This window comes from Acetobacteraceae bacterium (assembly GCA_039613835.1).
Classification (GTDB): domain Bacteria; phylum Pseudomonadota; class Alphaproteobacteria; order Acetobacterales; family Acetobacteraceae; genus Sorlinia.
The window spans coordinates 1,346,213-1,371,550 of record CP154827.1; the positions used below are offsets into that span (position 1 = coordinate 1,346,213).

General features: G+C 56.2%; 24 protein-coding genes and 2 pseudogenes. 11 read left to right on the top strand and 15 right to left on the bottom strand.

Annotated elements, in window-relative coordinates; all coding sequences use genetic code 11:
* The first annotated feature begins 61 nt into the window (after positions 1–61).
* The 6 genes from alr to AAYR33_07420 all read left to right on the top strand — a co-directional run bounded on the left by alr (position 62) and on the right by AAYR33_07420 (position 6,553).
* Positions 62–1,249: an alanine racemase gene (gene alr, locus AAYR33_07395; GenBank protein ID XAO70858.1), complete on the top strand. Its 1,188-nt coding sequence runs from the start codon at positions 62–64 to the stop codon at positions 1,247–1,249.
* A complete protein-coding gene (locus tag AAYR33_07400) occupies positions 1,246–2,505 on the top strand; it encodes a D-amino acid dehydrogenase (protein ID XAO70859.1) in 1,260 nt (419 codons plus the stop codon). Before alr ends, AAYR33_07400 begins: the two co-directional genes overlap by 4 nt.
* 398 nt (positions 2,506–2,903) lie before the next feature.
* Entirely contained in the window at positions 2,904–3,449 is a 546-nt protein-coding gene (locus AAYR33_07405; protein XAO70860.1) for a hypothetical protein, read from the top strand.
* Positions 3,446–4,531 carry a hypothetical protein gene (locus AAYR33_07410; protein ID XAO70861.1) on the top strand — a complete coding sequence of 362 codons (1,086 nt, stop codon included), beginning with the start codon at positions 3,446–3,448 and terminating at the stop codon, positions 4,529–4,531. The genes AAYR33_07405 and AAYR33_07410 overlap by 4 nt, the downstream gene beginning before the upstream one ends.
* Positions 4,532–4,803: 272 nt before the next feature.
* Complete coding sequence (locus AAYR33_07415) at positions 4,804–5,193, top strand: hypothetical protein (GenBank protein ID XAO70862.1); 390 nt, start codon at positions 4,804–4,806, stop codon at positions 5,191–5,193.
* Between the two features lie 646 nt (positions 5,194–5,839).
* Positions 5,840–6,553, top strand: coding sequence for a hypothetical protein (locus AAYR33_07420; protein ID XAO70863.1), 714 nt, complete (start codon positions 5,840–5,842; stop codon positions 6,551–6,553).
* Between the two features lie 211 nt (positions 6,554–6,764).
* On the opposite strand, the gene AAYR33_07425 is transcribed toward AAYR33_07420, so the two are convergent.
* The 3 genes from AAYR33_07425 to AAYR33_07435 all read right to left on the bottom strand — a co-directional run bounded on the left by AAYR33_07425 (position 6,765) and on the right by AAYR33_07435 (position 10,368).
* Positions 6,765–7,067 carry a hypothetical protein gene (locus tag AAYR33_07425; protein XAO70864.1) on the bottom strand — a complete coding sequence of 101 codons (303 nt, stop codon included), beginning with the start codon at positions 7,065–7,067 and terminating at the stop codon, positions 6,765–6,767.
* A 284-nt stretch (positions 7,068–7,351) separates the two neighbouring features.
* Positions 7,352–9,175, bottom strand: coding sequence for a translational GTPase TypA (gene typA / locus AAYR33_07430; GenBank protein XAO70865.1), 1,824 nt, complete (start codon positions 9,173–9,175; stop codon positions 7,352–7,354).
* A 218-nt stretch (positions 9,176–9,393) separates the two neighbouring features.
* On the bottom strand, positions 9,394–10,368 hold the full coding sequence (locus tag AAYR33_07435; protein ID XAO70866.1) for an adenosine kinase: 975 nt from the start codon (positions 10,366–10,368) through the stop codon (positions 9,394–9,396).
* A 422-nt stretch (positions 10,369–10,790) separates the two neighbouring features.
* Between AAYR33_07435 and AAYR33_07440 the strand changes: the two genes are divergently transcribed.
* Positions 10,791–11,324, top strand: coding sequence for a polymer-forming cytoskeletal protein (locus tag AAYR33_07440; protein ID XAO70867.1), 534 nt, complete (start codon positions 10,791–10,793; stop codon positions 11,322–11,324).
* Between the two features lie 105 nt (positions 11,325–11,429).
* Here AAYR33_07440 and AAYR33_07445 read toward each other — a convergent pair whose 3' ends face one another.
* Positions 11,430–12,146 (bottom strand): GcrA family cell cycle regulator, encoded by a 717-nt coding sequence (locus AAYR33_07445; GenBank protein ID XAO70868.1) that lies wholly within the window; start codon positions 12,144–12,146, stop codon positions 11,430–11,432.
* A gap of 83 nt (positions 12,147–12,229) precedes the next feature.
* A pseudogene (rnd, locus tag AAYR33_07450) lies at positions 12,230–13,422 on the bottom strand (ribonuclease D).
* Between the two features lie 51 nt (positions 13,423–13,473).
* Between rnd and queF the strand changes: the two are divergent.
* The 3 genes from queF to AAYR33_07465 all read left to right on the top strand — a co-directional run bounded on the left by queF (position 13,474) and on the right by AAYR33_07465 (position 15,476).
* The gene (gene queF / locus AAYR33_07455) at positions 13,474–13,974 is read left to right on the top strand and encodes a preQ(1) synthase (protein XAO70869.1); all 501 of its coding nucleotides are present in this window, start codon (positions 13,474–13,476) and stop codon (positions 13,972–13,974) included.
* 622 nt (positions 13,975–14,596) lie between these two features.
* Positions 14,597–15,046 (top strand): hypothetical protein, encoded by a 450-nt coding sequence (locus tag AAYR33_07460; protein ID XAO70870.1) that lies wholly within the window; start codon positions 14,597–14,599, stop codon positions 15,044–15,046.
* The gene (locus tag AAYR33_07465) at positions 15,000–15,476 is read left to right on the top strand and encodes a hypothetical protein (protein XAO70871.1); all 477 of its coding nucleotides are present in this window, start codon (positions 15,000–15,002) and stop codon (positions 15,474–15,476) included. The genes AAYR33_07460 and AAYR33_07465 overlap by 47 nt, the downstream gene beginning before the upstream one ends.
* A 63-nt stretch (positions 15,477–15,539) precedes the next feature.
* Here the strand turns inward: AAYR33_07465 and atpC are convergent, their stop codons facing one another.
* From atpC to atpH, 5 genes are read right to left on the bottom strand one after another with little or no spacing between them, the layout of a single operon-like run.
* Positions 15,540–15,959, bottom strand: coding sequence for an ATP synthase F1 subunit epsilon (gene atpC, locus AAYR33_07470; GenBank protein ID XAO70872.1), 420 nt, complete (start codon positions 15,957–15,959; stop codon positions 15,540–15,542).
* Positions 15,960–15,961: 2 nt separating this feature from the next.
* A complete protein-coding gene (gene atpD, locus AAYR33_07475) occupies positions 15,962–17,425 on the bottom strand; it encodes a F0F1 ATP synthase subunit beta (protein XAO70873.1) in 1,464 nt (487 codons plus the stop codon).
* 26 nt (positions 17,426–17,451) lie between these two features.
* Entirely contained in the window at positions 17,452–18,348 is an 897-nt protein-coding gene (locus AAYR33_07480) for a F0F1 ATP synthase subunit gamma (GenBank protein ID XAO70874.1), read from the bottom strand.
* 9 nt (positions 18,349–18,357) lie between these two features.
* On the bottom strand, positions 18,358–19,893 hold the full coding sequence (gene atpA / locus AAYR33_07485; GenBank protein XAO70875.1) for a F0F1 ATP synthase subunit alpha: 1,536 nt from the start codon (positions 19,891–19,893) through the stop codon (positions 18,358–18,360).
* Positions 19,893–20,480: an ATP synthase F1 subunit delta gene (gene atpH, locus AAYR33_07490; protein ID XAO70876.1), complete on the bottom strand. Its 588-nt coding sequence runs from the start codon at positions 20,478–20,480 to the stop codon at positions 19,893–19,895. Before atpH ends, atpA begins: the two co-directional genes overlap by 1 nt.
* Before the next feature lie 1,264 nt (positions 20,481–21,744).
* Between atpH and AAYR33_07495 the strand changes: the two genes are divergently transcribed.
* Positions 21,745–22,248, top strand: a complete 504-nt coding sequence (locus tag AAYR33_07495; protein XAO70877.1) for a hypothetical protein — start codon at positions 21,745–21,747, stop codon at positions 22,246–22,248.
* Between the two features lie 150 nt (positions 22,249–22,398).
* On the opposite strand, the gene AAYR33_07500 is transcribed toward AAYR33_07495, so the two are convergent.
* The 5 genes and pseudogenes from AAYR33_07500 to AAYR33_07520 all read right to left on the bottom strand — a co-directional run bounded on the left by AAYR33_07500 (position 22,399) and on the right by AAYR33_07520 (position 25,260).
* Positions 22,399–22,902 (bottom strand): SAM-dependent methyltransferase, encoded by a 504-nt coding sequence (locus tag AAYR33_07500; protein XAO70878.1) that lies wholly within the window; start codon positions 22,900–22,902, stop codon positions 22,399–22,401.
* Positions 22,877–23,643: pseudogene (locus AAYR33_07505) on the bottom strand (PIG-L family deacetylase). Before AAYR33_07505 ends, AAYR33_07500 begins: the two are co-directional and overlap by 26 nt.
* Positions 23,637–23,951 carry a hypothetical protein gene (locus AAYR33_07510; protein XAO70879.1) on the bottom strand — a complete coding sequence of 105 codons (315 nt, stop codon included), beginning with the start codon at positions 23,949–23,951 and terminating at the stop codon, positions 23,637–23,639. Before AAYR33_07510 ends, AAYR33_07505 begins: the two are co-directional and overlap by 7 nt.
* A 17-nt stretch (positions 23,952–23,968) precedes the next feature.
* Positions 23,969–24,769, bottom strand: coding sequence for a hypothetical protein (locus AAYR33_07515; GenBank protein XAO70880.1), 801 nt, complete (start codon positions 24,767–24,769; stop codon positions 23,969–23,971).
* Complete coding sequence (locus tag AAYR33_07520; protein XAO70881.1) at positions 24,769–25,260, bottom strand: hypothetical protein; 492 nt, start codon at positions 25,258–25,260, stop codon at positions 24,769–24,771. The genes AAYR33_07515 and AAYR33_07520 overlap by 1 nt, the downstream gene beginning before the upstream one ends.
* Positions 25,261–25,338: the final 78 nt, after the last annotated feature.

A 25,338-nucleotide genomic window follows, 5' to 3' on the forward strand; every position in this document is an offset into this window, starting at 1 on the left:
CAGGCGGGCGCTGGCACCTTTAAGACTTAACAGTAAAATCTGGTTTTGCTACGGTATCAATATGAAGCACGCGGACCCGCCAAAACAAAATGACCATGTAATGGCCCTCTCCGCGCCCGATAATGGTGGCATACTGACGATCAATCTCTCCGCCATCGGTGAGAATTATCAGCGTCTGACGAGGGAAGTCGGCCCTTCAGTCGATGTTGCCGCTGCTGTCAAGACCAATGCTTACGGACTCGGTGTCGCGCAGGTCGCGCCTGCCCTTTACGCGGCAGGATGCCGACGTTTTTTTGTCGCAACACGTGATGAAGCACTTGAATTACGCGCCATCATGGATCGCTGCGCAGACGGTCAAAGCGTTCGTGACGTCGCCATCCACCTCCTTAACGGGCCTTTCACGGACGATGATGCAGCCCTGGCGGCGGCCCGCATCAGCCCGATCATTAACAGCCTTGCCCAATTGACACGCTGGAAAAGCGTGATCGCCGCGCATCACGATGCGCCACCCTGCGTGCTGCAATTTGATACCGGCATGTCGCGCTACGGCATGTCGCTTGCGGAGGCGCAGCGTCTCGCGTGGGAGCCCGATCTTTTAAACGGGGTTCCCGTCGCCTTCACAATGAGCCACCTCGCCAATGCCGATGCCGCATCCGACCCGCGCAATGCCGCCCAACTAGCAGCGTTTGAGGCCATCCTGGCCTACCTCCCGCCCGGTCCCTCTTCAATTGCCGCTTCGAGCGGCATTTTTCTTGGGGAACGCTTTCATCGCGACGTGGTGCGCCCCGGTTACGCCCTTTATGGCGGCAACCCGACGCCGGGCCGCCCGAACCCTATGAAGCCGGTGATCGCCCTCTATGCCCGTATGATCCAGGCACGGACCGTGCCGGAAGGCGCGGAAGTGGGATATGGCAGTACCTTCCGTGCCCCGCGTGAAAGCCGAATTGCGACGCTTGCCATCGGCTATGCGGACGGGCTTCTGCGCAGTACTGGCGGTAAAATCTCCGCCGTGCATCCCGCCTTTCCCGACATTGCCCTCCCCTGTGTTGGTCGCATATCGATGGACAGCATGGCCATCGATATCACGGATCTGCCAACAACTGACCTTGCGGAAAATACCCTGTTCGAAATTATCGGCCCGCACCGCCCTTTGGATGACGTCGCTGCCGCCCTCTCAACGATTGGCTATGAGGTGCTGACATCATTGGGCGCGCGGCATTTCCGCCTTTATCATGAGGACCCTTCATGAAAATTCTCATTCTTGGCGCCGGTGTGGTCGGCGTGACAACAGCATGGTATCTGGCTGAGGAGGGTCACGACGTCGCCATTATTGACCGCCAGCCCGGTGTCGCGATGGAAACATCTTTCGGCAATGCAGGGCAGATCTCTCCAGGTTATTCGACACCCTGGGCCATGCCGGGCCTGCCTTTAAAGGCCGCGCGCTGGCTCCTCCAGAAGGAAAGCCCGCTTGTCATCCGCCCGGGTGCCCTGACGCCCTTGGGTCTGCGCTTCATGATGCAGGTCCTGGATAATTGCACCCATCACGCTTACGACATTAATAAAGGCCGGATGCTGCGCATCGCGGAATATAGTCGCGACTGTCTCGTAAAACTCCGTGAGATGACGGACATCCAATATGAGGGTCGCCAGAAGGGCCTGATCCAGCTCTTCCGCACACAGGCGCAGATTGATCATGCGCAGGAGGATATGCGGCTTCTTGCAGAAAATGGCGTGCCCCATGATTTTCTGTCAACGCAGGAAATCCTGACCCATGAGCCCGGGCTTGAGGGCGCGCGCGCGCGCCTGATGGGCGGGTTACGCCTGCCGGGTGATGAAAGCGGCGACTCCTTTCTTTTCACGAAGCACCTTGCGGAGAAAGCGGCGGCGCGCGGCGTCAAATTTCGGTTCCGTGTGCAGATTGATGCACTCGACGCGGCCTCTGACGCGATATATGGCGTGCGCACCTCCGAGGGGCGTCTGACGGCCGATGCGTATGTCCTGGCCACGGGAAGCTACGCGCCGCGCTTCCTCAAGCCGCTTAACATTAAAATACCGGTCTATCCGGTCAAGGGCTATTCTCTGACAGCACCCATAACCGACCCGACATGTGTTCCGACGGCGACGGTCAATGATGAGACCTTCAAGGTCGCGATTACGCGGTTCGATCAGCGCGTGCGGATCGGCGGCACGGCGGAGCTGACAGGTTACAGGACTCAGCTTTCCGCAGATCGCCGGGCGACGCTTGAGCGTTCTTTTTCCGAACTTTTCGGCGGGGCTGATTTACGTCAGGCAACATACTGGACGGGTTTGCGCCCCTGCACGCCGGACGGAACGCCCATTATCGGACCCGCAGGGCGTTACCGCAACTTATGGCTCAATGCCGGCCACGGCACATTAGGGTGGACGATGGCATGTGGTGCGGGCCAATTACTGGCGCATCGAATCAGCGGGAAGAAAACGGAGATTCCTGCCTTGGATCTCTCAATCGATCGTTACTCAGCCTGATCAACTAACCACCGTTCCTATCTGGCGCTTGCCGAAACGCGTGTGACGACGCGATTGCGCGCTGGTGGGTCGTGCGACGCTTCCGCCTCTTAAAAAGGCCGAAGCACGCCGCGGGCGCCTTATCCTGGATCAGCCGAACTTTGAGAACGCATCATGGCGCGTGAAAAGAAATCTATATTGCTTTGAGAGGTAATCGCGTCCTATCATTGCGTATTAATTAATAATATGTTGCATTAAAAAATATTTTTATCGTTTACGTGATTATTATTTAGGATAATTTTTGTCAAAAAAAGACTTCGTTCCACGTTTTAACAAAACTATTCCATTTTTATATTGATTTAAATGGTCGCCATGGGATCAAAATAATTTAACAATCAATTTCACGAAGCAGGATGCCCATGGATAATTTGCTGCCGCCCCCATTCCAGTCCGCGCATCCCCATTTTGATGAGCCATCAACTACTTCGCCGCTCCCGCAGGCCGTGACGGATTTCCGCGCGACATCCGCCCCAGTTAATCCGCCTGACGCCGGGGTGCGGCATGACGTCCTGCCTGCCGCGAAGGGCGGCACACCCGTGCTGGACGTCATCGCGGCACGTCAGCAGACGGCGGATTATTTATGGAACGTGACAGGCCCGGAAACACTGCTGGCCGCAACTCACCTTGCGTCAGCGCAGTCCCCAATGTCCGGTCATCCGATTACGTCATCTCTGGCCAGTGCGGGCAGGGGAGCGTCGGAATTCTTGGCGAGCAGCGCCCTGACCGCCGGCCCCGCAGCCTCGCTTTTGAAACCGGCCTCATCGGCGCTCACCTTTCTGACAGGTGACACTGCTTTGATGCAGCCGGTAACAAAACCCGTCACAGCGCCAGAACACGCACCCGCCGCCGATCACGCGACGTTGATCACGCTCAATGACGCGTCTGACCTGCAATCCCGGCCTTGAAGCTGTCCTCTTACGGTATGAACCTTGGACCGATTTGGGAAGCGGCGCCGGGCGGAGGGTGGACAACAGGTGGCGGTGACGGTGGATGGAATATCAGCATCGGGCCGATCAACCCCGTCATGCCGGGCTATTATCCCCCGCTCGTCAGGCTCCCTTCCCCCGCAGAGGTGCGCTGGAGCGACGCGCATTCACCCAATGCGATGGCCGCTTACGGCAATATTTTCCGCGATGTCTTTGGTCGCAACGCGTCAGATGTTGATCTGAATTGGGCCGCCCAGCAGGTCGGCAATGGATGGACGTTAGAACAATATCGCTGGGATCAGTCGCACACTAATACGGCCCTTAATATTTATCGCGGCGTTTTCCGCGATGTTCATGGACATGACGCGGCCCAGGTGGACGTTGATTTCGCGTCACAGAAAATCATCCATGGCGCGTTTCTTCAACAATATCGCTGGGATGAGGCCCATAATGATGAGGCCCTCGGGCGGGAATATAAAGCGGTTTTCAGAACCGTTCATGGTCGAGACCCGGTCCAATCTGATCTGAACTTTGCCGCAAAGCGGATCGGTACCGATACGTCTCTCGATCAATATCGTTGGGATGAAGCGCATAGCGACTATGCGCACGGCAATTACGCAAAACTCTTTAAAGATATTCACGGACGCGACGCAACTGCCGCCGACATTGATGACGCCGCGAGGCGCATTGGTACGGACACATCCTGGCAGCAATATCGATTGGAGGAGGCGGGCAGTGCCGATGTGCTTGCAAGCATCCTACGATCTTACCAGCGGATATATATGCATGGCACATCTTCTGCCGAAATTGACGCCATCGCGCAGAAAATCGCCGATGGCGCATCCTGGCAGCAATATTGGAAGGACGAGGCAAACAGTCCCTCCGCACGTGCGGGTTATGCGAACGCCTATAAAACATTCATGCGCATGACCCGTCTCAAGCCGATATTGATTGGGCCGCCGAGCAGATCAGCAATGGTTACTCCCTCAAAGATTATCGCACGATTGAGGCCCAAAACGCCGAGTCAACGCGCGTCATCACGTCTATCAGTGAGGAGATAAGTTGGCACAGCGCCGACAGAAGCGCAGCTCAAACAAGCGCGGTATGACCTGGGAGGCGGGTGGGGCCTCGATTACGTCAGGATCAAATTCGCCTATTCCCCCGAGACAGCAAATCGTCTGTCCAAACTTTATCACGACGCTGTCGCGGGCCTTGGTGACACGTATCGCGAGACCGTCACGGTCGGGCGCGAGGTATTCGTCAAAACGCTGCAGTATGCAGCAGCAAATAAAGAAATTATTTTCGAAAATATCGCCACGGCTTCCTTAGGAAGATGGATCCAGGCACGATAGCTAAATATCTCGTCTCACTCATCGTGCGTGAGGGCGTAGAGCTGATTTCGAATACGATATCCAGCAATACGTCTCATCAGCCGAAAATCACACTAAGGGAACCGACCCAGGATGGCGCGACCGTTTATTACCCGTCACCTTCCGTTGTGACGTTGCGGAAATATCTCGACGCTTACTTCCAGACCGATGAAGACGATCTTGTCGCGCACATCTCCTCCCTCCCGATTAATGAGCGCCTCCCTTATCTCAAGGAACTCACGGAAGCGACGGAGGAGGAACTCCAGACCCTACTCATTATGGCGAACGCCATCCCGGACGATCATTCGGCGGCACCACCGAAGGGGGAATGGTGGCTCCGACTCTTCGGATAATGGAAGTGGCCCGCCCGATGATGATAATAAGAATCTCGACAAATTCCCGAAGCTTGGCCAAAATGACGGCGGGCCCGGGACTTTTGAGAAAGCAAATGAGAGTTTCGGCAAAGAAGCCGCCGCTTATCAGGAACGCGTCACCGGCATACCGCAAGGAATGGCGTTCGTGTGCCGAAGGGGGATGGGACCTACGTTAAATTTGACGGCTATGACTCTAGAGCGCGATGTTTTGCAGGATGCGAAATATTATCGTAACTAACCGTTGCCGGGCATGAAGTTCAGTCGCGATTCCGTGATGACTCAGATCAGATCTCAAATCGACGCGGCGGATGGAACGGCAATCGAATGGATCGTCCCAAATCAAGATGTAGCCGATCGGATCTTGCAAGTGCTCGACGGGGCCCGTTTCGATTTCGACAACAATAATTTTAGTGTGAGGATTATGCCCTGATGGATAATTCACTTCTCATCCAAGCTGGAGGCGTTGACAAAATCCTGACCGCTCGAGAAAGCATCGCATGGAATCAGGCATTTCTCAGGTGTCTATGCGAAGAGACGCCGTGGACATCACCCTTTTCCGTTTGCGGAACAACCGCTCGACACGGCAATCTGAAGATTGAGGAAGACTTTTCCAATTTTCGAGGAAATGTCGCAACTCGCGCAGTCTGATTACAGAAAAGACGGATTTCGTAATGTAGGTAGGCCGGGTGCCCACCAACTCCTGCCAGATTCATATTCAAATATCGGATTCCATCTGAGCTACATAGATGATTACGGCGTAAAAAAATCGAAAGAACGTTGCTCATTATCAATCCTCTCGCCAGCTTACAGTGAAGGCATCAGTGCGCTGCGCGGGCTCGCTTTCGACTGCGATTTTTACGGTGCCGGAGAAGTGAATGCGGCTTGGCTCGAGAGTGAGGCGATTGATCGAATCACCTCACTCTTCGCGCAATCATTTATTTCCTGTATTTCCTTCCTGATTGTCACCAGCGTCATTTATCGGAGTTGCCGCACAGGTAAGTCGCTGTCAGGCGAAACGGTGTCGAATGAGAACGGCCCAATCATCGGCCCCATCACCTATTTCGGCAACCCCGCCGTCATTGACGTCCTTAAGGATGAGCCCGACATGCAGCCCTATGGCAACAGGCTCCTCCTTCGACTGACCGATGACATCGCTATGCCGAACGCCCTGAAATCGTCGCGCGCCTCCACGCCATTCGTCGCAAATTACAGGACGCGAGAATCAAGTCGCTTGAGCAGAGCATTAATCGCGCCGATTGGGGGTGCGACAGCTCCAGCGTCTTGCAAGGTGAGCCGGAGCGCTGGGAGCGCAGGACGGAAAATTGAGGCCATCCGTTGAATGGGTCTTGCGCGCATAAAGGCCCACCTCAGCGCAACCGCCTCATCACCCACAAGCCGCAGCGACCCAACCATGCGGCGCGCGCCACTTTCATGCCTTGACTGCGCCTGACCTCAACCGGCATCCATCTCGCCACAACCCTCACCCGCACAGTTCACAAAAAAAACGGGGCCCGCGCGGCCCCGTCCTTATGCATCGCGTTTCGCAGCTTTTACTGGGCGGCTGACGGCGCCGTTTTTTTCATATGGTGTCGATGGCGGTTTCCACATTTCTTGTGTTTGTGGCCCATCGCCTTGCAGTGCTTACCCATGTCTTTTTCACAGGATGGCGCGTTTTTCGCGCCTTGCTCACCCGCGATGTCCGTGCCTGGCGCCGCGGATGCCGGGGCTGCCGACATGCTGGCTGCCGGCTGGGCCGGTGCATCGGTGGTGACCTGCGCGAAAGCGAGAGCCGGCGCGCCCATCATGGCGCATGCCGACATAATGGTCAGAAAACGTCGATTAAAAACGGTCATGTTGACCTCCTTGTTGAAACGAGTCCGGTCACATGACCGGCCATGACAACGCACCGGAGCCCGGTGAGTGAGGTGACGCTAGCAGGGAAGAAAATAAGTCGTAAGCTACAAAATTATATTAAATCTCGCCCATGTCATCGTTTTGCAGCCGTTTTGCCACGATTTGAACATCTTTCTCTGTAAGCCGTGGATCAAACGGGACATGACCATCTGGAATTTTAACAGAAAGACAAAAAACCCCCGCCTTTCAGCGGGGGTTTTCCAGTTCGAGACTTCTCGATACCTCAATTTGACGATGTTGACTTCGCCATTCTTTTACGCTCATGCGGGTCAAGATAGCGCTTCCGTAGACGTATGGCGGAAGGCGTGACCTCAACAAGCTCATCATCCTCGATATAGGCGATCGCCTGTTCAAGGCTCATGCGACGCGGCGGGGTCAAAAGCAGTGCATCGTCCTTGCCGGCTGCGCGGATGTTCGTCAGCTTCTTTTCCCGGACAGCATTGACTTCGAGATCGTTCTCACGGGAGTGCTCACCGAGGACCATTCCCAGATAGATCTTCTCCCCTGCCTCAACAAACAGCGTGCCACGATCCTGAAGTGAGAAAAGCGCGTAAGCTGTTGTCGCACCATCCTCGGCAGAAATCAAAGAGCCATTCCGGCGCCCTTCAATATTGCCTGCATGTGGACGATAACCGGCAAAAAGGCGGTTCATGATGCCCGTGCCACGCGTATCGGTCAGGAATTCACCATGGTAGCCGATCAACCCGCGCGAAGGGATGAGGAAGGTCAGGCGTTGTTTCCCACCGCCGGAAGGCCGCATATCCTGCATGACGCCTTTGCGCAGCGACATCTTCTCAACCACGACGCCGGAATAGGGCTCATCCACATCCACCAGAACCTCCTCAAAAGGTTCCTCCCGCTCACCCGTTTCCTCATTGGTGCGGTAAAGGACGCGTGGGCGGCCAATTGTAAGTTCGAACCCTTCACGCCGCATCGTCTCGATCAGCACGCCAAGCTGAAGCTCTCCGCGCCCGGCGACTTCGAACGCCTCACTTTCCGGACTTTCCGTCACTTTAATGGCGACGTTTCCTTCCGTCTCCTCGAAGAGACGGTCACGGATCTGACGCGACGTGACTTTCTTGCCTTCACGACCGCCAAGCGGGCCATCATTGATTCGGAAGGTCATGGAGAGGGTCGGCGGATCAACCGGTGTGGAGGGAAGCGGGCTCTCCAGCGCGGGGTCGGCGATCGTATCGGGAATGGTCGCCTCAGACAATCCAGCCACAGCAATGATGTCACCGGCTTCCGCCTCATCAACTGGCACGCGCTCCAACCCGCGGAAGGAGAGGAGCTTTGTCAGACGACCTGATTCGATCACCTTACCATCCGGACGCAGCACGCGGACCGGCATATTCATCCGCGCGCGGCCCTGCTCAATCCGGCCTGTCAGGATGCGTCCGAGGAAGTTATCGCTCTCAAGGATCGTCGCGACCATGCCAAACGGCGCTTCCTTATCAAGACCCGGAGACGAGACATGGCGCAGCACAAGGTCAAAAAGCGGTGAAAGATCCTTGCGCGGGCCGTCCATAACGTCATCCGCCCAGCCCTGCCGCCCGGAGGCATAAAGCATCGGGAAATCCAACTGATGCTCATCCGCGCCAAGCGCCGCGAACAGATCGAAGATTTCCTCATGCACTTCATCGGGACGCGCATCGCTGCGGTCAATTTTATTGACGACAACGATGGGACGCAGGCCACGGGCCAAAGCCTTGCCCAGCACGAACTTCGTCTGCGGAAGCGCGCCTTCAGCTGCATCGACAAGGATGATGGCGCCATCCACCATGCTCAAAATGCGCTCAACCTCACCGCCGAAATCCGCGTGGCCCGGCGTGTCGATGATGTTGATGCGTATATCCTGCCAGACGACAGATGTGCATTTGGCAAGGATGGTGATGCCGCGCTCACGCTCCAGATCGTTACTGTCCATAGCCCGCTCGGCAACGTGCTGATTTTCTCGGAAAGAACCGGATTGTTTCAGCAGCTGGTCAACGAGTGTCGTCTTGCCATGGTCAACATGGGCGATGATCGCGATGTTGCGAATGTCCATAAGTGATTCCGAAAATGATCCGGCCCGATGTCAGGCGGAAATGATAAGGGCGCGCCCGCATCTTGCGAGTACAATGTGCCTGTCTTCTGCACAATTTTGCCTTTGAAAGCAAATGAAAGCCGCAAAAGCGAGGAATTTTCACGCGCCAGGCCGGGGCCGACCCCGTGGGCATCAACCTAGCGGCCCGGGTAAAAGCGCGTTCCCGCCTCCCGCACGTTTCAGGCCAGCGCGAACTCTGCATTCGGTCTTGCCCCCATGCGAGCAATGACGGAGGCCGCCGCCGCATGACCTGCCTGCGCACAAGCAATCAAATCACGCCCGCGCGTGTAAAAAGCGAGGAACCCGCCAGCAAAAGCATCGCCCGCCCCGGTGGAATCCACGAGTTTGACGGGATGGGTCGGGATGGTGGTCACATTTTTACCTTCAATGATGACGGCGCCCTGCTCCGACCTGGTGATCACCGCCAACATGGCGTCATCCGCAACATGACGGATGGCTTCGTCAAAATCCTGCGTCTCATAAAGCGCGCATATCTCTGCCTCATTGGCAAAAACAATATCGATATGATGACGGATCAGCTCCAGAAACGCTGCCCGATGCCGATCGACGCAGAAAGAGTCGGAGAGAGTCAACGCCACCTTCCGCCCCGCTTTATGCGCCATGGAAGCCGCTTCCCGGAAAGCGGATTGCGCTTCGGCCTTATCAAAAAGATATCCCTCCATATAGAGAATGGATGCGGAGATGATGAATGCCTCATCGAGATCGTCACGATTGAATAAAGTGCTGATGCCGAGATAAGTATGCATTGTCCTCTGCCCATCCGGCGTGACGAGGATGATGCAACGCGCCGTGGGCATGGCTGCATTTCCGATGGGTTCCGAGGGGAAGCTGATTCCCTGGCCCCGCAATTCCGCAATATATTGGCGCCCCGCCGCATCGGCGGCGACCTTCCCCAGATAACCGACACGTGCACCGATGCGATGCGCCACAACGGCCGTATTTGCCGCAGAGCCACCGCCCATAACTTCCTTCGGCGTGATCATCGATTCAATATGTGCCGCCTCTTCCGCATCGACGAGCATCATCGCCCCCGGCGTTGCACCTAAAAGCGACAATGTCTCAGGAGAAACAGGGGCGAGAATATCGACGATGGCATTACCGATACAAAGCAGATCAAGGGCGGCTTTTGACATGAGAACTCCGATGACATGACAGGGGCAGCCGGGACGCCTCCCTTATTATGGTAACGACATCATAAAGATTTTTGTGGATCATGCCAGTAATGACAGATCTTAACCCGACCTTCATCGCCGTCATGAATAAAGTTTGAGTGGTTATGAGGAAACTCATAGCCGCCTCAACTTTTTAACATTATGATTTCGGGAGTTCGCTGCCGCCCTCCTGCAATATACGTAGCCCGCGCCGCGAAACTAAACCGTCAAACTGCCGACGCTTCGTGGAGGTTTTTCGACCCCGACATGCGATATTGAGGAGGTGAGCATGTTTAAAAAACGTAAGACCGAAACAACGGACAAACAGGAGACCCCCGAAAAGGAAACTGGAGCAGCCGAAATCAAGGCGCCCACCCCCCCCGCCGCAGGACCGTGTCGCGCCTGTGAATAAGCCATCCACCTTTACCCCACCCCTTATGAAGGAAGCCTCATCCATGTCCCGCAGCCCATTTGCCGCTCCCACTGGTCAAAATGCGACGACCCGCCCCATCCCCGGCACGCTTGGCGTGCAGCAATCAGGTGACAAGGCTGAGCGACGCACCCTTGTTGTTGGTCGCGGCATTTCGGTGCAGGGCACTGTGCAGGATGCTGAGAGACTTGTCGTTGAAGGCACAGTTGAGGCCAACATGCTCCAGGCGAAGGAGCTTTACGTCGCGCAGGGCGGCGTCCTCCGTGGTGAAGTCGAGGTTGAAGACGCGGAACTGGCCGGTGAAATTGACGGCACCCTGACCGTGAAGGGCAATCTGACCGTCCGCGCGACCGGCCGACTGATCGGCAAAACCCGCTGCAAGCGTCTTCAGGTTGAAGAAGGCGGTCAGATCTCCGGCCATCTGGAAATGATCCTTGACAGTGCAGGCCCCGGCGCTGAGAAGGCCGAGTTCACCGTCGCGGATCGTGAGAAATCACCCGCCGTCTGATCGCTCCGAAAAATACAAAGGGCAGGTCGCGCTACCCCCTGGCGCCCTGCCCTTTTTATGCCGTGATATTGCCGTTGGGTAACCAATCCCCTCGCGACGCGCCTCTTAATTTCCGGAATGGTCACGCCTGTCGCGTAACTTGACGTAGGCGACGGCGCAATGTTCCGCGCAGTAAGGTTTGCCCGGGACTGGCTTCGCACCGCAAAACCGGAATTCCGGCGTTCCCGGATCACCGAAGGGCCAGCAGCAGGATGGCCCGCGCTTGGTGCCATTATCGACATTGAGAGGCTTGAGAAGCGGCCTGAGCTCCTTTTCCGTCAGCGCCTTCTCCGTTGCGCTCACTTTAGGAGGTGTCGCGGCAGGGGCCTTCGCGGTAACGGAGGGCGCGGAGGGTGCCTTGGCCGGCGCCGCCTTGACGCTTCGCGCGGAGGCCGTCCCATTCGGCGCAGATGGGGCGGGTCTTGTGCTCACTGACGCGGATTGCTTCGGCGCCGCAGGCGTGGCCGGTACGGATTTCAGTGTCGGAGGCGAGGCTTTCACCGGTTTTCTGCTGGAAGCTGGCGTCTCAGCAGGCGCGCTCACTTTTTTTGGCTGTGTCGCCTTTGCAGTGGATCTCGCGGGTTTTTCTTTGGATGCGGTGGCAGATTTGGTGGGCCGCCCCCCTGAACGAATCGGCGAAGGACGCAGTGGCAGGCCCAGACGGTGCGCTTTCCCGACAACCGCGTTTTTGGTGATGTTCAGTTGACGCCCGATTTCAGCGGTGGAGAGCCCCTGCTGCCATAGCTCCTGCAGACGCGCAATTGTTTCATTCGTCCATTCCACGACCAGAACTCCTCCGACACCAACTGTCGGTTTATACTCAAATCTCGTTGAGATTACGCAAAATGAGACTTCCTGCCGCGATGTCAAGTGGCGCTTTTCGGTTGACCGCCGTGAGGTTCAGGTGACACGGGGTCACCGCGCTCCGTGAAGGCGATTTTTTGCCCGTTAATATAAATCGCCTGCCTGCCGGAGAGAAATGCGAGGGCCGCCGCCCCGAACACCTCGTGACGCCATCCCGACAGCGCTTTAACGTCGCGCGCCCCCAGGGCGATGCGATCAATATCGTCATTATTCGCGACCAGACGCGGCGAGATACGGTGCGCCTCACACTGGATGGTCAATAAAAGCCGCAAGAGCGCGACGACACCGGCGGAAGGCCGCGCGCCGTCCGGACACGTTTGGGAAGGCGCGGTAAAGCCTCATCCGGCAGTGCGCACCCCTCATCTATCGCGGCAAGCAGCCCCTCACCGGATTTACTTTGCACAAACCCGCGCGTCACGCCGCGAACACGTTCCAGAGCCTGCGCGTCGGCGGGGCGGATCGCGGCGATCTCGAGCAGACTTTCATCCCGGATAACGCGTTGGCGGGGGATATTCAGCTTCTGCGCCTCACGTTCCCGCCAGGCCGCGACTTCCCGCAAAAGGCCCAGCATACGCCGATTATGCGTGCGGGGCTTCAGACGCTCCCATTGTTTTTCCGGGTCAGACTGAAAAGTCGCGGGGTCCTGCAACACGGCGAACTCAGCCTGCGCCCAATCCTGTCGTCCGGCTGCGGCAAGTTCATCCCGCAAAGCTTCATACACTTCACGCAGGTAGGTGACATCCGCAGCCGCGTAATCCCGTTGCGCCGGCGTCAAAGGGCGGATGGATCAATCACTGAATCGATGCGCCTTATCGATGCTTCGCCCTGTCAGGACCTGCACCAAGGAGTCGTAACCGACCTGATCCCCGTATCCAGCCACCATTGCGGCGACCTGCGTGTCGTAAATCGGCGTCGGCAAATCGCCGAACAGATGCAGGAAAATCTCCAGATCCTGACGGACGGCGTGGAAGACCTTGACGCAATCTTTTACCTGAAGGAGTGCGGCAAGCGGTGCCAGATCCATCCCCTCGGCACAGACATCAATCAGGGCCACATCCGCCGCACCGGCGAGTTGCACAAGACATAATTCTGGCTAATAAGTCTTTTCCCGCATAAATTCGGCGTCGATTGTGACGAAAGACTCGTTTGCAAGGCGCATGCAGAGTTTTTCCAGCGCCGCATACGTAATGATCAATTCGGGTACCGGATAACGCGACTTGGGGGCCGGGCGCTTTCTTTGCAAACGATGCTCCTTCGGGTCGAGAGGAAAAAATTTGTGACTCAACGTGATAACGGGCCTGACGGGCTGACGCAACTCGGGCAGAAAACGCCCACACCGCAGAGCCCGGAAGAGGCGCATCTCGAGGCGGTCTCCGCCCCGCACCGTGGTCAGGATTACGTCATTCGTTTTACCGCGCCTGAGTTTACATCGCTCTGCCCCATTACCGGACAGCCTGACTTTGCGCATATTGTGATTGACTATATTCCTGACGCGCTGATTGTTGAAAGCAAGTCCCTCAAGCTATTTCTGCAAAGCTTCCGCAATCACGGGGCTTTTCACGAAGATTGCTCTCTGACGATTGCGCAGCGTCTCGTTGAAAGATTGAAGCCGAAATGGCTGCGGATCGGCGCTTACTGGTATCCGCGCGGCGGTATTCCCATTGATGTTTTCTGGCAGACAGGTCCGGCACCGTCCCATGTGTGGCTCCCTCCGCAAGACGTTAAATCTTATCGCGGTCGCGGTTAAGTCGACTCGGTACGCGCGCTGTTCCGCCTAAAGTAACGATGAATTGATCAAGGAATTGAGGTTTCGCCAGTCATTTCACCGCTGTGAAAAAAAAAATTTAGGTTAGTGGGCTTTAAACTATGGGATAGTCTAACCCCGCGTTTAGATATTGGACAACTTCATCAAAATTTTGCTTCAGGCGAATGCGATGCAATTTTTCAAAAATCATATGTTCATGATTCTCAGGCCATTTGAGGGACCTGTTTCGAGAGGGTGAATTTTAGAATGAGCGAGCAGTCAGACGGGTCCGATGGGGCGCTTCCGGCAGATCAATGCAACGCGCCTGGTGTCCAGGGTGAAGAAAGCCCTGGCGGCGGCGACGCCATTCTGGACCGCGCGGACGCACCACAAGCGGAGCCGCGGGCTTTTCCCTGCCTCTTGAATTTGACCCGCAGGCCAAAGTCTATTTGCATGAGCATGGGGCTGAGTCGACTGACTATTGCTTCCATCTCGCCAATATTCTGCACATGAATGGTAATGTGGTGGAAGCTTCCATTATCTATCGTCGCGCCTATGACTTACACTCTAAATCACCGACGCAATATCGAATGCGCGAGCCCTTCTTTAGGTACGCTTGCTGACCTTGCTGAAATCTGGCCAATCTGTGCCGCCGGAAGAGCTGCAGGAAATGCGCAGCCTGAGTATACCTTACGCTCAATATATTGAAGGCGTTCAGAAAGGGTGGAACGGTGCCTCGGCGATTGAGGCGCTCAAAACCATCGGCAATGCTTTCGAGGAATTTCACACAGGGGAGGAAGCTGACACGCTTTGGCTTGGCTTTGCCCTACGTGCAAAGCCAAGCCTTTTTGATGTGCGATTAGATGTCAATTCACCATCAACGCGCATTCCACGCCGAATCTTTATGTATTGGGACAAAAACCCGCCGCCGGAAATTGCGGAGAACTTTGATTATCATCGCAAGCTGAGTGGCTTCGAAGTCCGTATCATGGATTTCGCCGAGGCGACGGAGTGGCTCTATGATAATCATGGTATTGAGGCGCGCTATCTTCCTGAATGCCCGCCACCCAGCTGAAGCCGCGGATTTTCTGGGATTACATCTATTGCAGGCGCTTGGCGGATGGTGGCTCGATGCCGACCTGAAATTGGGCAAGCAGGCGACGCTCGATTTCATGGCGACCCGGACGAAAAGCGCGACGTTTCTGCTGACGAGAGGTCATGTCGTGCATAATGACTTCTTCGGAACCTGCCCGAATAATGAGGTCCTCTCCGACTCGCTCCTATCCATCTACAGAAACTGTTATCTCCATCCGGGGCTGTTTATTGCCTATAAAACCGGCCCGGACGTTTATGCACGTGCGATTAACCGGATTGCCTATCGCAGCTTAAATGGAAACCGTCCCAAGCAATCCATTGAAATTCATGATCAAGCCAAATTTAATGAGCGGATTGAAGAATTTCATACGCCTTACAAATTCCAGACACCGAACTGGCGCGCGTTCTGATCGCGCGTGGCTGTTTTTTAAGGGATCAGTCTGGAGGCGCGTGAGACCTGCGCCTCGCGACGGTCAATAGGTCGAGGATTTTTCTTCCGCCGTCTCAATTTCAGCGCGAACAATCTGGATACGGCGTGCGATGCGATCCTGCTCCACGACATTTTCAGCCGTCACATTGGCAAGTGCGGCTTCCAGCCCCTCCAGCGCCGTGTAGGCGTCGCGGGTTGAAATGTCACTGACGGAATAGGCATCATCAGCCAGAACCGTGCATTTCTCGGCATTCATATCCGCGAAACCACCCGCGATGAAGAAAGTGCCGGCCACTTTCTCGCCCTGATAATAGGGCAGAACCCCGCCCCGCAATGAAATCATCAGAGGAGCACGCTCCGGCATGGCGGCGATATCGCCCTCCTCACCAGGGATAACCGCCATATCCACGTCGGCGCTGAACAGGATTTTTTCAGGACTGATAATTTCAAGCAGGACAGGCATGATCAGGCGGATTCTTTCATTTTCTCAGCCTTCGCGACGGCTTCATCGATCGAACCGACCATATAGAAAGCGCCTTCCGGCAGGTGATCATACTCGCTCGCCACGATGGCTTTAAAGCTGCGCACCGTGTCTTCGAGAGAGACGAGCTTGCCTGGCGCGCCGGTAAAGACTTCAGCCACATGGAAGGGCTGGGAAAGGAAGCGCTGAATGCGACGTGCGCGCGCGACCGTCTGCTTATCTTCCTCTGAGAGCTCATCCATGCCGAGAATGGCAATAATGTCCTGCAAACCCTTATAGGTTTGGAGGATAAGCTGTACATCGCGCGCGACCTGATAATGCTCTTCACCAACAATTTTCGGGTCGAGCGAGCGGGAGGTTGAATCGAGCGGATCCACGGCGGGGTAAATACCCATTTCCGCAATCGCGCGATTGAGCACCGTCGTGGCGTCCAAATGGGCGAAGGTCGCGGCAGGGGCCGGATCGGTCAAGTCATCGGCCGGGACATAGACAGCCTGCACGGAAGTGATGGAGCCTTTTTTGGTGGATGTGATGCGCTCCTGCAGAGCACCCATTTCCGTCGCGAGGGTCGGCTGATAGCCCACGGCCGAGGGGATGCGCCCCAACAAAGCCGAGACTTCCGAACCGGCCTGGGTGAAGCGGAAAATATTATCGACGAAGAAAAGAACATCCTGCCCCTCCTCATCGCGGAAATATTCTGCCTGTGTCAGTCCGGAAAGGGCGACACGCACGCGGGCACCGGGCGGCTCGTTCATCTGGCCATAGACGAGCGCCACTTTTGAGCCCTCAGTGCTGCCATTTTCCCCGAGTTTAATGACTCCGGCATCCTGCATTTCAAAATACAGGTCGTTGCCTTCACGCGTGCGCTCACCGACCCCGGCAAAGACGGAAACGCCGCCATGGGCCTTGGCGATATTATTGATCAGCTCCTGGATGATGACCGTCTTACCAACGCCCGCACCGCCAAACAGGCCGATTTTACCGCCTTTAAGATAAGGGCAGAGAAGATCGACGACTTTAATGCCGGTCACGAGAATTTCAGAGGCTGCAGCCTGCTCCTCAAAACTCGGGGCTTTGCGGTGGATCGTATATTGCTTGTCGGTCTTGATGGGGCCGCGCTCATCAATCGGCTCACCGACGACATTCATGATGCGCCCGAGCGTTGTCGGGCCGACCGGGACTTTGATCTGCTCACCCGTATCTTTGACTTCCGTGCCGCGCACAAGCCCATCCGTCGTATCCATCGCGATACAACGCACTTCACGCTCACCAATTTCCTGCGCGACTTCGAGGACGAGGCGGTGGCCCTCGAGCTCAATATGCAGCGCATTCAGAATGCTCGGAAGGGGGCCGTCAAACTGCACGTCAACAACCGGTCCACGGATCTGCGTCACACGGCCAACGACATTGCTGTTCGATGCGGGGGCGGTGGAGGTGTTATCTGACATCGCTTACAGGCTCCTGCGTAAAAGTCTCAGACGGCTTCAGCGCCGGAGATAATCTCGATAAGTTCACGGGTGATATTGGCTTGGCGGGTACGGTTATAATGTTGGGAAAGCCGGTCAATCGCCTTGCCCGCATTGCGGGTCGCATTATCCATCGCCGCCATGCGGGCCCCTTGCTCACCCGCTGCACTCTCAAGCAGGGCGGCATAAAGCTGCACTTTGAGGTTTCTCGGCAGGATCTGCTCAAGCAGACTTTCCTCATCCGGTTCAAAACTATAAAGGGGCTGATCCGCCTCCGAGGGCGCATCCTTTTTAGCCTCGGGCGCTTCTTCATCGACAGCAAGCGGGACCAGGGGAAGCGTAACCGGCGTTTGCGTCATGGCATTGACGAAGCGGTTATAGACCACCGAAACCTTATCGATTTCGCCCTTCTCCAGCATGGAAATAATGCGGTCACTCAATTGGGATGCGACATCAAACGGCACTTCCTTCCCGCCTGTGCCGGGCAGCTTCTCCACGATCTCTGACGGAAAAGCGCGCTGCGCAATATCGCCGCCCTTGCGTCCAAGAGGTAGCAACATCAAAGTTTCACCATTTTGGGAAATCTGACCCGCGAGGCTTCGGACAGCGCGACCAATCTGCGCATTGAAACCCCCGGCAAGGCCAAGGTCACTTGTCAACATGATGACAAGGTGCTCCTTGCCCTGCCCCCCACGCATCAGGATGGGGGCCGTCTCACTGGCGGGCGTCGCGGCAACCAGCTCAGCCATCATGTGACGCATCGCTTCCGCATAAGGACGTGACGCCTCCGCACGCGTTTGAAAGCGACGCAGCTTCGAGGCGGCGACCATTTTCATGGCGCTCGTAATTTTGCGCTGTGATTTGACGCCCGTGATGCGGGCGCGCAGTTCCTTCAGCGAGGTCATGACCCGTCCTTACGCGGCAAAGCGCTTATTGAAAGTTTCCAGCAAGGCCTTGAGCTTTTCCTCCACTTCCGGCTTCAGTTGTTTGTCGGCGCGGATTGCATCCAGAATGGCACGCCCCGGGCCGCGCACTTCTGCCAGAAGGGCCTTTTCATATTCGACCACTTTATCGACAGGGACGACATCCACATAGCCACGTGTCCCGGCATAAAGGACAACAACCTGATCCTCGACCGGCAAAGGCGAGATTTGCGGTTGTTTCAGCAGCTCGGTCAGGCGTGCGCCACGCTCAAGCTGTTTGCGCGTCGCGGGGTCAAGATCCGAGGCGAATTGGGAGAACGCCGCCATCTCACGATATTGCGCCAGGTCGAGTTTGATCTTGCCCGCAACCTGCTTCATTGCCTTGATCTGAGCCGCGGACCCGACACGGGAGACGGAACCACCCACATTCACCGCCGGGCGGATACCCTTATAAAAAAGGTCCGTCTCCAGGAAGATCTGCCCATCCGTGATTGAAATCACGTTTGTCGGGATGTAGGCCGCGACGTCACCCGCCTGAGTCTCGATCACGGGCAGGGCGGTCAACGAACCACCACCGCTTGCATCCGACATTTTCGCTGCACGCTCCAGCAGGCGGGAATGCAGATAGAACACATCACCCGGGAAAGCCTCACGCCCCGGCGGACGGCGCAGAAGGAGCGACATCTGGCGATATGCCACGGCCTGTTTCGACAGGTCATCATAGCAGATCAGCGCGTGCATGCCGTTATCACGGAAATACTCGCCCATGGCGCAGGCAGCATAAGGGGCGAGATATTGCATCGGCGCCGAGTCGGAGGCGGTCGCGGCCACGACAATGGAATATTCCATCGCGCCTTCTTCCGTCAGTGTGCGGACGAGATTGGCCACAGTCGAGCGTTTCTGCCCGATCGCCACATAGATGCAGTAAAGTTTCTCTTTTTCATCGCCCGCGGCATTGACCGGCTTTTGCGCGACGATTGTGTCGACGAGGATGGCTGTTTTGCCGGTCTGGCGGTCACCAATCACCAGCTCACGCTGGCCACGCCCGATCGGCACCAGCGCATCAATGGCTTTGATCCCGGTCTGGACGGGCTCACAGACAGATTGACGCGGCATAATGCCAGGCGCCTTGACTTCCGCGCGGCGCATTTCAGCGTCTTTGATCGGCCCCTTGCCGTCAATCGGGTTGCCCAGCGCATCCACGACGCGGCCCAGCAGGCCCTTCCCCACCGGCACTTCCACAACGGCATTTCCGCGTGTGACGGTGTCGCCTTCCCGAATGCCGTCACCATCGCCGAAAACAACGACACCGACATTATCCTGCTCAAGATTGAGCGCGATGCCTGTATCGCCGGTTGACGGGAAATGCACCATCTCCCCAGCCATGACATTATCCAACCCGAAGACGCGGGCAATCCCGTCACCGATCGAGAGGACAGTGCCCGTCACGGATATTTTGGCACCGTCATCAAATGCGGCGATCTGCTGCTTGAGGATGTCCGAAATCTCTGCGGGACGGATATCCATCACGCGGCTCCCTTCATGGCAAACTGGAGGCGGGCGAGACGCCCGCTTATGGATGAGTCAAAAAGTTTTGGACCGATTTTGACGACCAGGCCGCCAATAAGGGCGGGGTCAACATGTTCGACCATTGCGAGGCGTCCATACCCCGCTTCGGCCAGGCGCGCGCTCAAGGCGTCGCGCTGCGCGTCGGTCAGTTTTGAGGCCGTCCGCACCTCCACCGTGACTTCGCCACGGCGTGCGCGATCAAGCGCCTCAATTGCGAAGAGGATATCGGCGAGGGCGGGTAGACGTCGGTTTTGCGCGACAACACCGACAAGCCGGCGGACAGCGTCCCCGAGTTCCAGCGAACGAGCAAGTGCCTCAACCGCCTTGACCGAATCCGTCATCTGGATTCTTTTATCCCGAAGAAATTGCTGCAACGCGGTGCTTTGACGGATGGCCTTGGCCAGGCGCGTCATCTGTGCAAAGGCGTCTGACGCGTCGGCATTGTCCTCAACATATTTGCAGAAACCGCGCGCATAACGGCGCGCAAGAGAGCTCGATACACCGGCCTCAGAAGGCATTTCAGAAGATGTCTCGAGTTTTGCCACGTTCGACAGTCCCAATAACAAGTATGTAACAGGCACACCCGACACGTCATAACGCCCGCCCCGGTAAAAGGCCCGCCTGACGCGTCCCGTGAAACCAAAATCAACGTACCGCGACGTCAAAACGTCCTTCGTCACGGGGCGTCTAGCATAGGGTATCGGAGGAACGCAACCGACAGAGCGCACGCCTCATGCGTTGTTTGATATTAAATGTTTCAAAACCACAGTTCACGTGTTTATGCGGCAGCGATGCGGCGCGGTCGGCCTTGTGGCGCGCCCGGGCGTGCGGTGGGGTCGTTTTTCCCAGTAATGGCTGACATGATCGGATTATTGTAGTGGAAAGCCTTGAATTCCCGGCGAGTGTCGAAGGGAAGCTTCGTCATGATGCTGGACCGCCACCCCTCAAGAGTGAGGCCCACACATCCATCATATTGCGCCTCGTTAAATTAGGAGGAGGTCCGTCTTCGTCGTCGGCGCGTAACGGCATTTGAGTATCGGATGTGTTTGATAAGACGATTCATCTGTATCGTGACGACGGGTTTTTACAACTTTGGCAAAGCCCCAGGCTTCCTGACCTGACAAACATTGCTGAGCCTTAAGATGGGAGGGAGGGTCGTTCCGCGGTGTCTGTGATTCGCGACGTTATGTCCGACCAAACATCCCTTAATTCCGTCGTATGATTGCTTAAGAGCTGCTGTGGAAGCGTGATTTCAACCGCCAGCACGGAGCTTGCCGAACAACGCCCGTTATAAAGGTCATAAGACGGACCGCCATTGACGGCGATTAGCAAAATGATTGGCGGTAGCCTCTGAACGGTATTTTTAGAGACGAATGAAAGTAAGCGCAGCAAAGATTTAGCCATGAAACTTCTTCCTTTGAACCAAGTGAAATCTGGCTCAGCGACTCGCTAGACATTTGTAAAGATCTCATTGTTCCTTTTCTTCGAAGTTTGTATTTAAAAGACGTTGGTTATTGTTTGAACATTCTCATATTAATATCTATATTCTGAATATCTTTTCAAAAATCCGGTGAGTCAAGCGCTTTATCGAAAATTTTGGTATCTGGTGATGACTTGGAAATCCAACGTCTCAAATTTCCATATTGCTAATAATTTATTTCTAGCACCATATGATCTTTCGAAATCCCTAACGTCTTTTAGCCGTGGATTCCCTGCCGATTTGCCTCCAGGTCGCCCGCGAACCGAATTAGGGAAAATGGTCTGACCTCCCCGCCTGCTCGTCTTCATCGCCCTTATGGCGGAAAACATATGAGATACGTTTCCCGGTTTTTGATCACATTGGTCGGCACAGCCGCACTCTCCGGGTGTGATAACCCGGCGGAGGACGCTTTCAACGCGTCATCAACGGCCTGTGCCGCGAAATTCCCGGTGATGAAAGGCCGCACTGTCGCGGGCGCGCAATGTCTGCATGATGTGGTCTTTACGCAGGGCCCGGCGGCCTTTTCGGACTCCTGGCTCACTTATCTTTATGCTTACGATAATTTCCGTATGGAGAGGGCCAAAGCCGTTGATGCCGGCACGCTTTCACCGGAAGATTACACTGCGCAACTCAATAATTTCTGGTCCAACCTGATGTCGCAGGATTTTCAACGCCGCACGGCGCAAAATCGGTGCAGAGCAGCGCTTAACGCCTATCGCAGCGCCTATCTGAACGGAAATCCGGACAAGCGGGCGCGTCGGTCCGATGCGCGGAGGGTTAACCCACCGATTTTCATCCCGGGATGCGACAGTTTTAATCCCAGCATGATGTGACCTCTCATAGTCTGGTCGATCATGCGCGAATGACGAACGCGTCGCCTGACGCTCGGATGGGGATTGCCGAAGATTCGACATATCAATTAATGCGCCTGGATCAGGTCAATCTGAAATCCGTCACGCACAGATTGCAAAATGTGATCCGCGTCAGGCAAGCGCACGCATGAAAATATAGGCCGCCTCAGGCCCCTGAAGGGGCTGGCGCGTATCTCCAAGGTAATTCACGAGCACACAGTGAGACTTTCGCTGCCATCTCAAGGCAATGCGACGGGCGAGCATCCTGATTTCGCTCTCGCTTAGGAAATACAATACTTCCGATAATATAATAAGGTCCGGCCTGACCTCCGGCCATGCGGCGGGGAGTTCACCTTTAACGAAGTGAACATGCTTGAATTCAGCATTCCGCCGGGACGCCTCCCGTAAGGCAACGTCTGAGACGTCAATCCCGATCAGTTCCTGACATCGAGGCGCCAATAAGCGGGTCAACTCCCCGATGGAACATCCAGCCTCAATGCCGAGTTGATAAACCGGCCTCGGGAGGACTGCCAGCGTCGCCTGATACTTGTCTCTCTCATAAGTCGTCGTGCGAAAGCCCCAGGGATCAATATTCACCGCGTAAATATCGTTAAATTGCTGTGCTCGGTGACTCATCCCCAGTTTCTCGCAAAAAATATTCCGGACTTTCCAGAAAATGCAATTGCATCTCCCGATCCATGACAAATCCATCAGGATCATCCGTGATAAGGTGCGTCATTTGAGATTGATGCGCCGCGATGGCGGGTGCTTTCCTCTGACGATATGTCGTTGTGTCGAACCGGACCATCCCGCGCCATGAGGTCGGCGCGATCGACACAAATCGCCCCCAGACCGGAAAGGACCATAGATGAAGGTCGGGACACTGCCTGACCAACATCCGCGCGATGTCATTTGCCGCTTTGTGATCCGGGTGCGGATCCCCCTTCCATGTCGTCCAGATCGTGCCGATATGACCGGACACAACGATCTGTGCGAGGCGTGCAATGATCTCCTGACGCCCGTGCGCCGTCTCCGGCACATCCTGATCCGGGTAGCGTAGAAAAAACACGCGGGCTTTGCCGGACGTCAGGCACGTGACCGCCGCCTTCAATTCCGCCTCACGCAAGGCAGCCAATTTTCCGGCGGAAATTCTTTCGATTTGGGATGGGAGCCGCTGCCATCCGTCAGCGCGACGACCGTGACATCCTGCCCGGATTCAACCGCCGCTGCCAGGGCGCCACCGCATCCCAAACTCTCATCATCAGGGTGCGGCGCCAGAACCGTCACCGCCTTGCCCGCGGTCAGCGCATCAATTGTGGCCCAAAGCGCCTCAGCGGCAGCCTTCAATAAAGTGCCTTGCGCAAAAGCCGTCACCATGAGGGCGCACCTTCCATTTTTGCCAGGACGCGGCCCGCCCGTTCCAGCTTCTCATCCGGGACAGCTTGGCGGACATAGAGCGAAAGATCCCGCCGGATACGTTCCAGAGGGCCAGGCCAGAATGCTGAGGTGCCGAGTGACTTCTCCGTCAAAGCGAGAACTTCCAGGCAGACTTCCTCGGAAAACTGGCGTGCAAGGAGCGCAGCCATCACGAATTTTTCGATAAGAGGGGCATCTGTCACGGAGTCAGGGGGGAGTTTCGATGCGGTCTCTCTCAAGAGGCTCGCCATGGCGCGGGCCAGGCTCACGGCACGCGCATAGCGGCTCAGCTGAAAAGAATCATCGAAGCGCCCACGGGAAAGAAGCATGTCTCGCCTATGGCACAGCAATGCTTCAACCACGCCAAGATGCACCGCGCAATAGCGCCAGACGCCCCCTCAAAATGTGGCTCACCCTCATAGATTCCAGGTTCACCGAGGCAATGCGCATCGCTGACGCACATATCTGAAAAATCAAACCGACCCGACATGGTGGCCTTCATGCCGGTCGCGTCCCAATGGGAGGCATCCTGCCTGCGTTTTTCCGTCACCTCAATCAAGGCGAGTTGCGGTCGCGTGTCGGGCGTTTCAGAGGCGTGCATTGTGACGACCGCCAGACGCATCAGGCCCAAGCTGGAAGCGAAGATTTTTTCACCGGAAAGGCGATATGTCCCGCGCGCCGCCATGTAGCGAAGGGGTTTTCGGCCGTTCGCACCCCAAACGCCGAGAAGTCCCCCTTTAGAAACAACGCGGGACATTTCGTCAAGAGCTGTCGCCCCGCCATAAAGTGAAACGAGTTTGACCGCATTGACATGGCCTTCAAAGAGCCGACCGAGGGAGAGATTGGCCTGGCCGATTCGCCTGAGCACATCGAATAGAGTCACCGACGCTTCGGGCGACGTGGCGAGGCCCTTACCACCATAATTTGCAGGTAGGCAAGCGGTCAGGATGCCGACTTTCGCCAGCAACGCAACTTCGGATTCCAAGCCTTGCGGATCTCGCTCCGCTGCGTCAGCGCGCGCGGCAATCGCGAGCATCGCCGCCTCAAATCGGTCGTTTATGCCGGATTGAAGTTGGGCAGCGTCCATTACTGTGCCCGACTCATCTGCATACGTTTTGAACGCGGCCGGACCATCGCCCTGACATCCTCCCGGATTTTCTTCAATTTGAGGAGTTCGAGGTACATTTCTTCCCAGGATAATCGCCTTTTGGCAAGGAGAGGGCTGTTATTCTCCACGTAAGACCATAACGCACCGAACGTCCTGAAATCCGGGATATTTGCCGCAACATCAATCCCGGCCTCAGCATAGATTGCGTTGAGATTTCGGGGGGCGGCGTAGGCGTGCCGAAATTTGGCACGCCATGACACACGTGATAAAATGGCTTCGGCCAGCTCCATCGACTCATCACAGATGTGTTTGCGCCCGGCTACACGTGCGGCAATTGTGTCCGCCATCCCGCCTTTCGCCCGCCCGCCCAACCGTGACGATGTCCAGACTTTAACATCGTCAGAATATAGAATTGCCAGATCATGAGCTTCAAAAGCTCTGGCAAGCGCCCTGTCCTCACCGACAGGCACGGCGGGAAGTCCACCGACCGCGCGGTAGGCCCGAACCGTTACGGCGATGGAAGCGCCACTGGTCTGGCCATGGAAAGG

Bases quoted from the DNA above. Each gene is read 5' to 3' on its own strand.
- AAYR33_07465 (XAO70871.1), top strand. From the start codon at position 15,000: ATGGTATTGAGGCGCGCTATCTTCCTGAATGCCCGCCACCCAGCTGAA.
- typA (XAO70865.1), bottom strand. From the start codon at position 9,175: ATGGACATTCGCAACATCGCGATCATCGCCCATGTTGACCATGGCAAG.
- atpA (XAO70875.1), bottom strand. From the start codon at position 19,893: ATGGATATCCGTCCCGCAGAGATTTCGGACATCCTCAAGCAGCAGATC.
- AAYR33_07500 (XAO70878.1), bottom strand. From the start codon at position 22,902: ATGAGTCACCGAGCACAGCAATTTAACGATATTTACGCGGTGAATATT.
- AAYR33_07425 (XAO70864.1), bottom strand. From the start codon at position 7,067: ATGACCGTTTTTAATCGACGTTTTCTGACCATTATGTCGGCATGCGCC.
- AAYR33_07400 (XAO70859.1), top strand. From the start codon at position 1,246: ATGAAAATTCTCATTCTTGGCGCCGGTGTGGTCGGCGTGACAACAGCA.
- AAYR33_07435 (XAO70866.1), bottom strand. From the start codon at position 10,368: ATGTCAAAAGCCGCCCTTGATCTGCTTTGTATCGGTAATGCCATCGTC.
- AAYR33_07405 (XAO70860.1), top strand. From the start codon at position 2,904: ATGGATAATTTGCTGCCGCCCCCATTCCAGTCCGCGCATCCCCATTTT.
- AAYR33_07415 (XAO70862.1), top strand. From the start codon at position 4,804: ATGGATCCAGGCACGATAGCTAAATATCTCGTCTCACTCATCGTGCGT.
- AAYR33_07480 (XAO70874.1), bottom strand. From the start codon at position 18,348: ATGACCTCGCTGAAGGAACTGCGCGCCCGCATCACGGGCGTCAAATCA.
- queF (XAO70869.1), top strand. From the start codon at position 13,474: ATGCTCCTTCGGGTCGAGAGGAAAAAATTTGTGACTCAACGTGATAAC.
- AAYR33_07495 (XAO70877.1), top strand. From the start codon at position 21,745: ATGAGATACGTTTCCCGGTTTTTGATCACATTGGTCGGCACAGCCGCA.
- atpC (XAO70872.1), bottom strand. From the start codon at position 15,959: ATGCCTGTCCTGCTTGAAATTATCAGTCCTGAAAAAATCCTGTTCAGC.
- AAYR33_07515 (XAO70880.1), bottom strand. From the start codon at position 24,769: ATGGACGCTGCCCAACTTCAATCCGGCATAAACGACCGATTTGAGGCG.
- atpD (XAO70873.1), bottom strand. From the start codon at position 17,425: ATGTCAGATAACACCTCCACCGCCCCCGCATCGAACAGCAATGTCGTT.
- AAYR33_07420 (XAO70863.1), top strand. From the start codon at position 5,840: ATGTCGCAACTCGCGCAGTCTGATTACAGAAAAGACGGATTTCGTAAT.
- alr (XAO70858.1), top strand. From the start codon at position 62: ATGAAGCACGCGGACCCGCCAAAACAAAATGACCATGTAATGGCCCTC.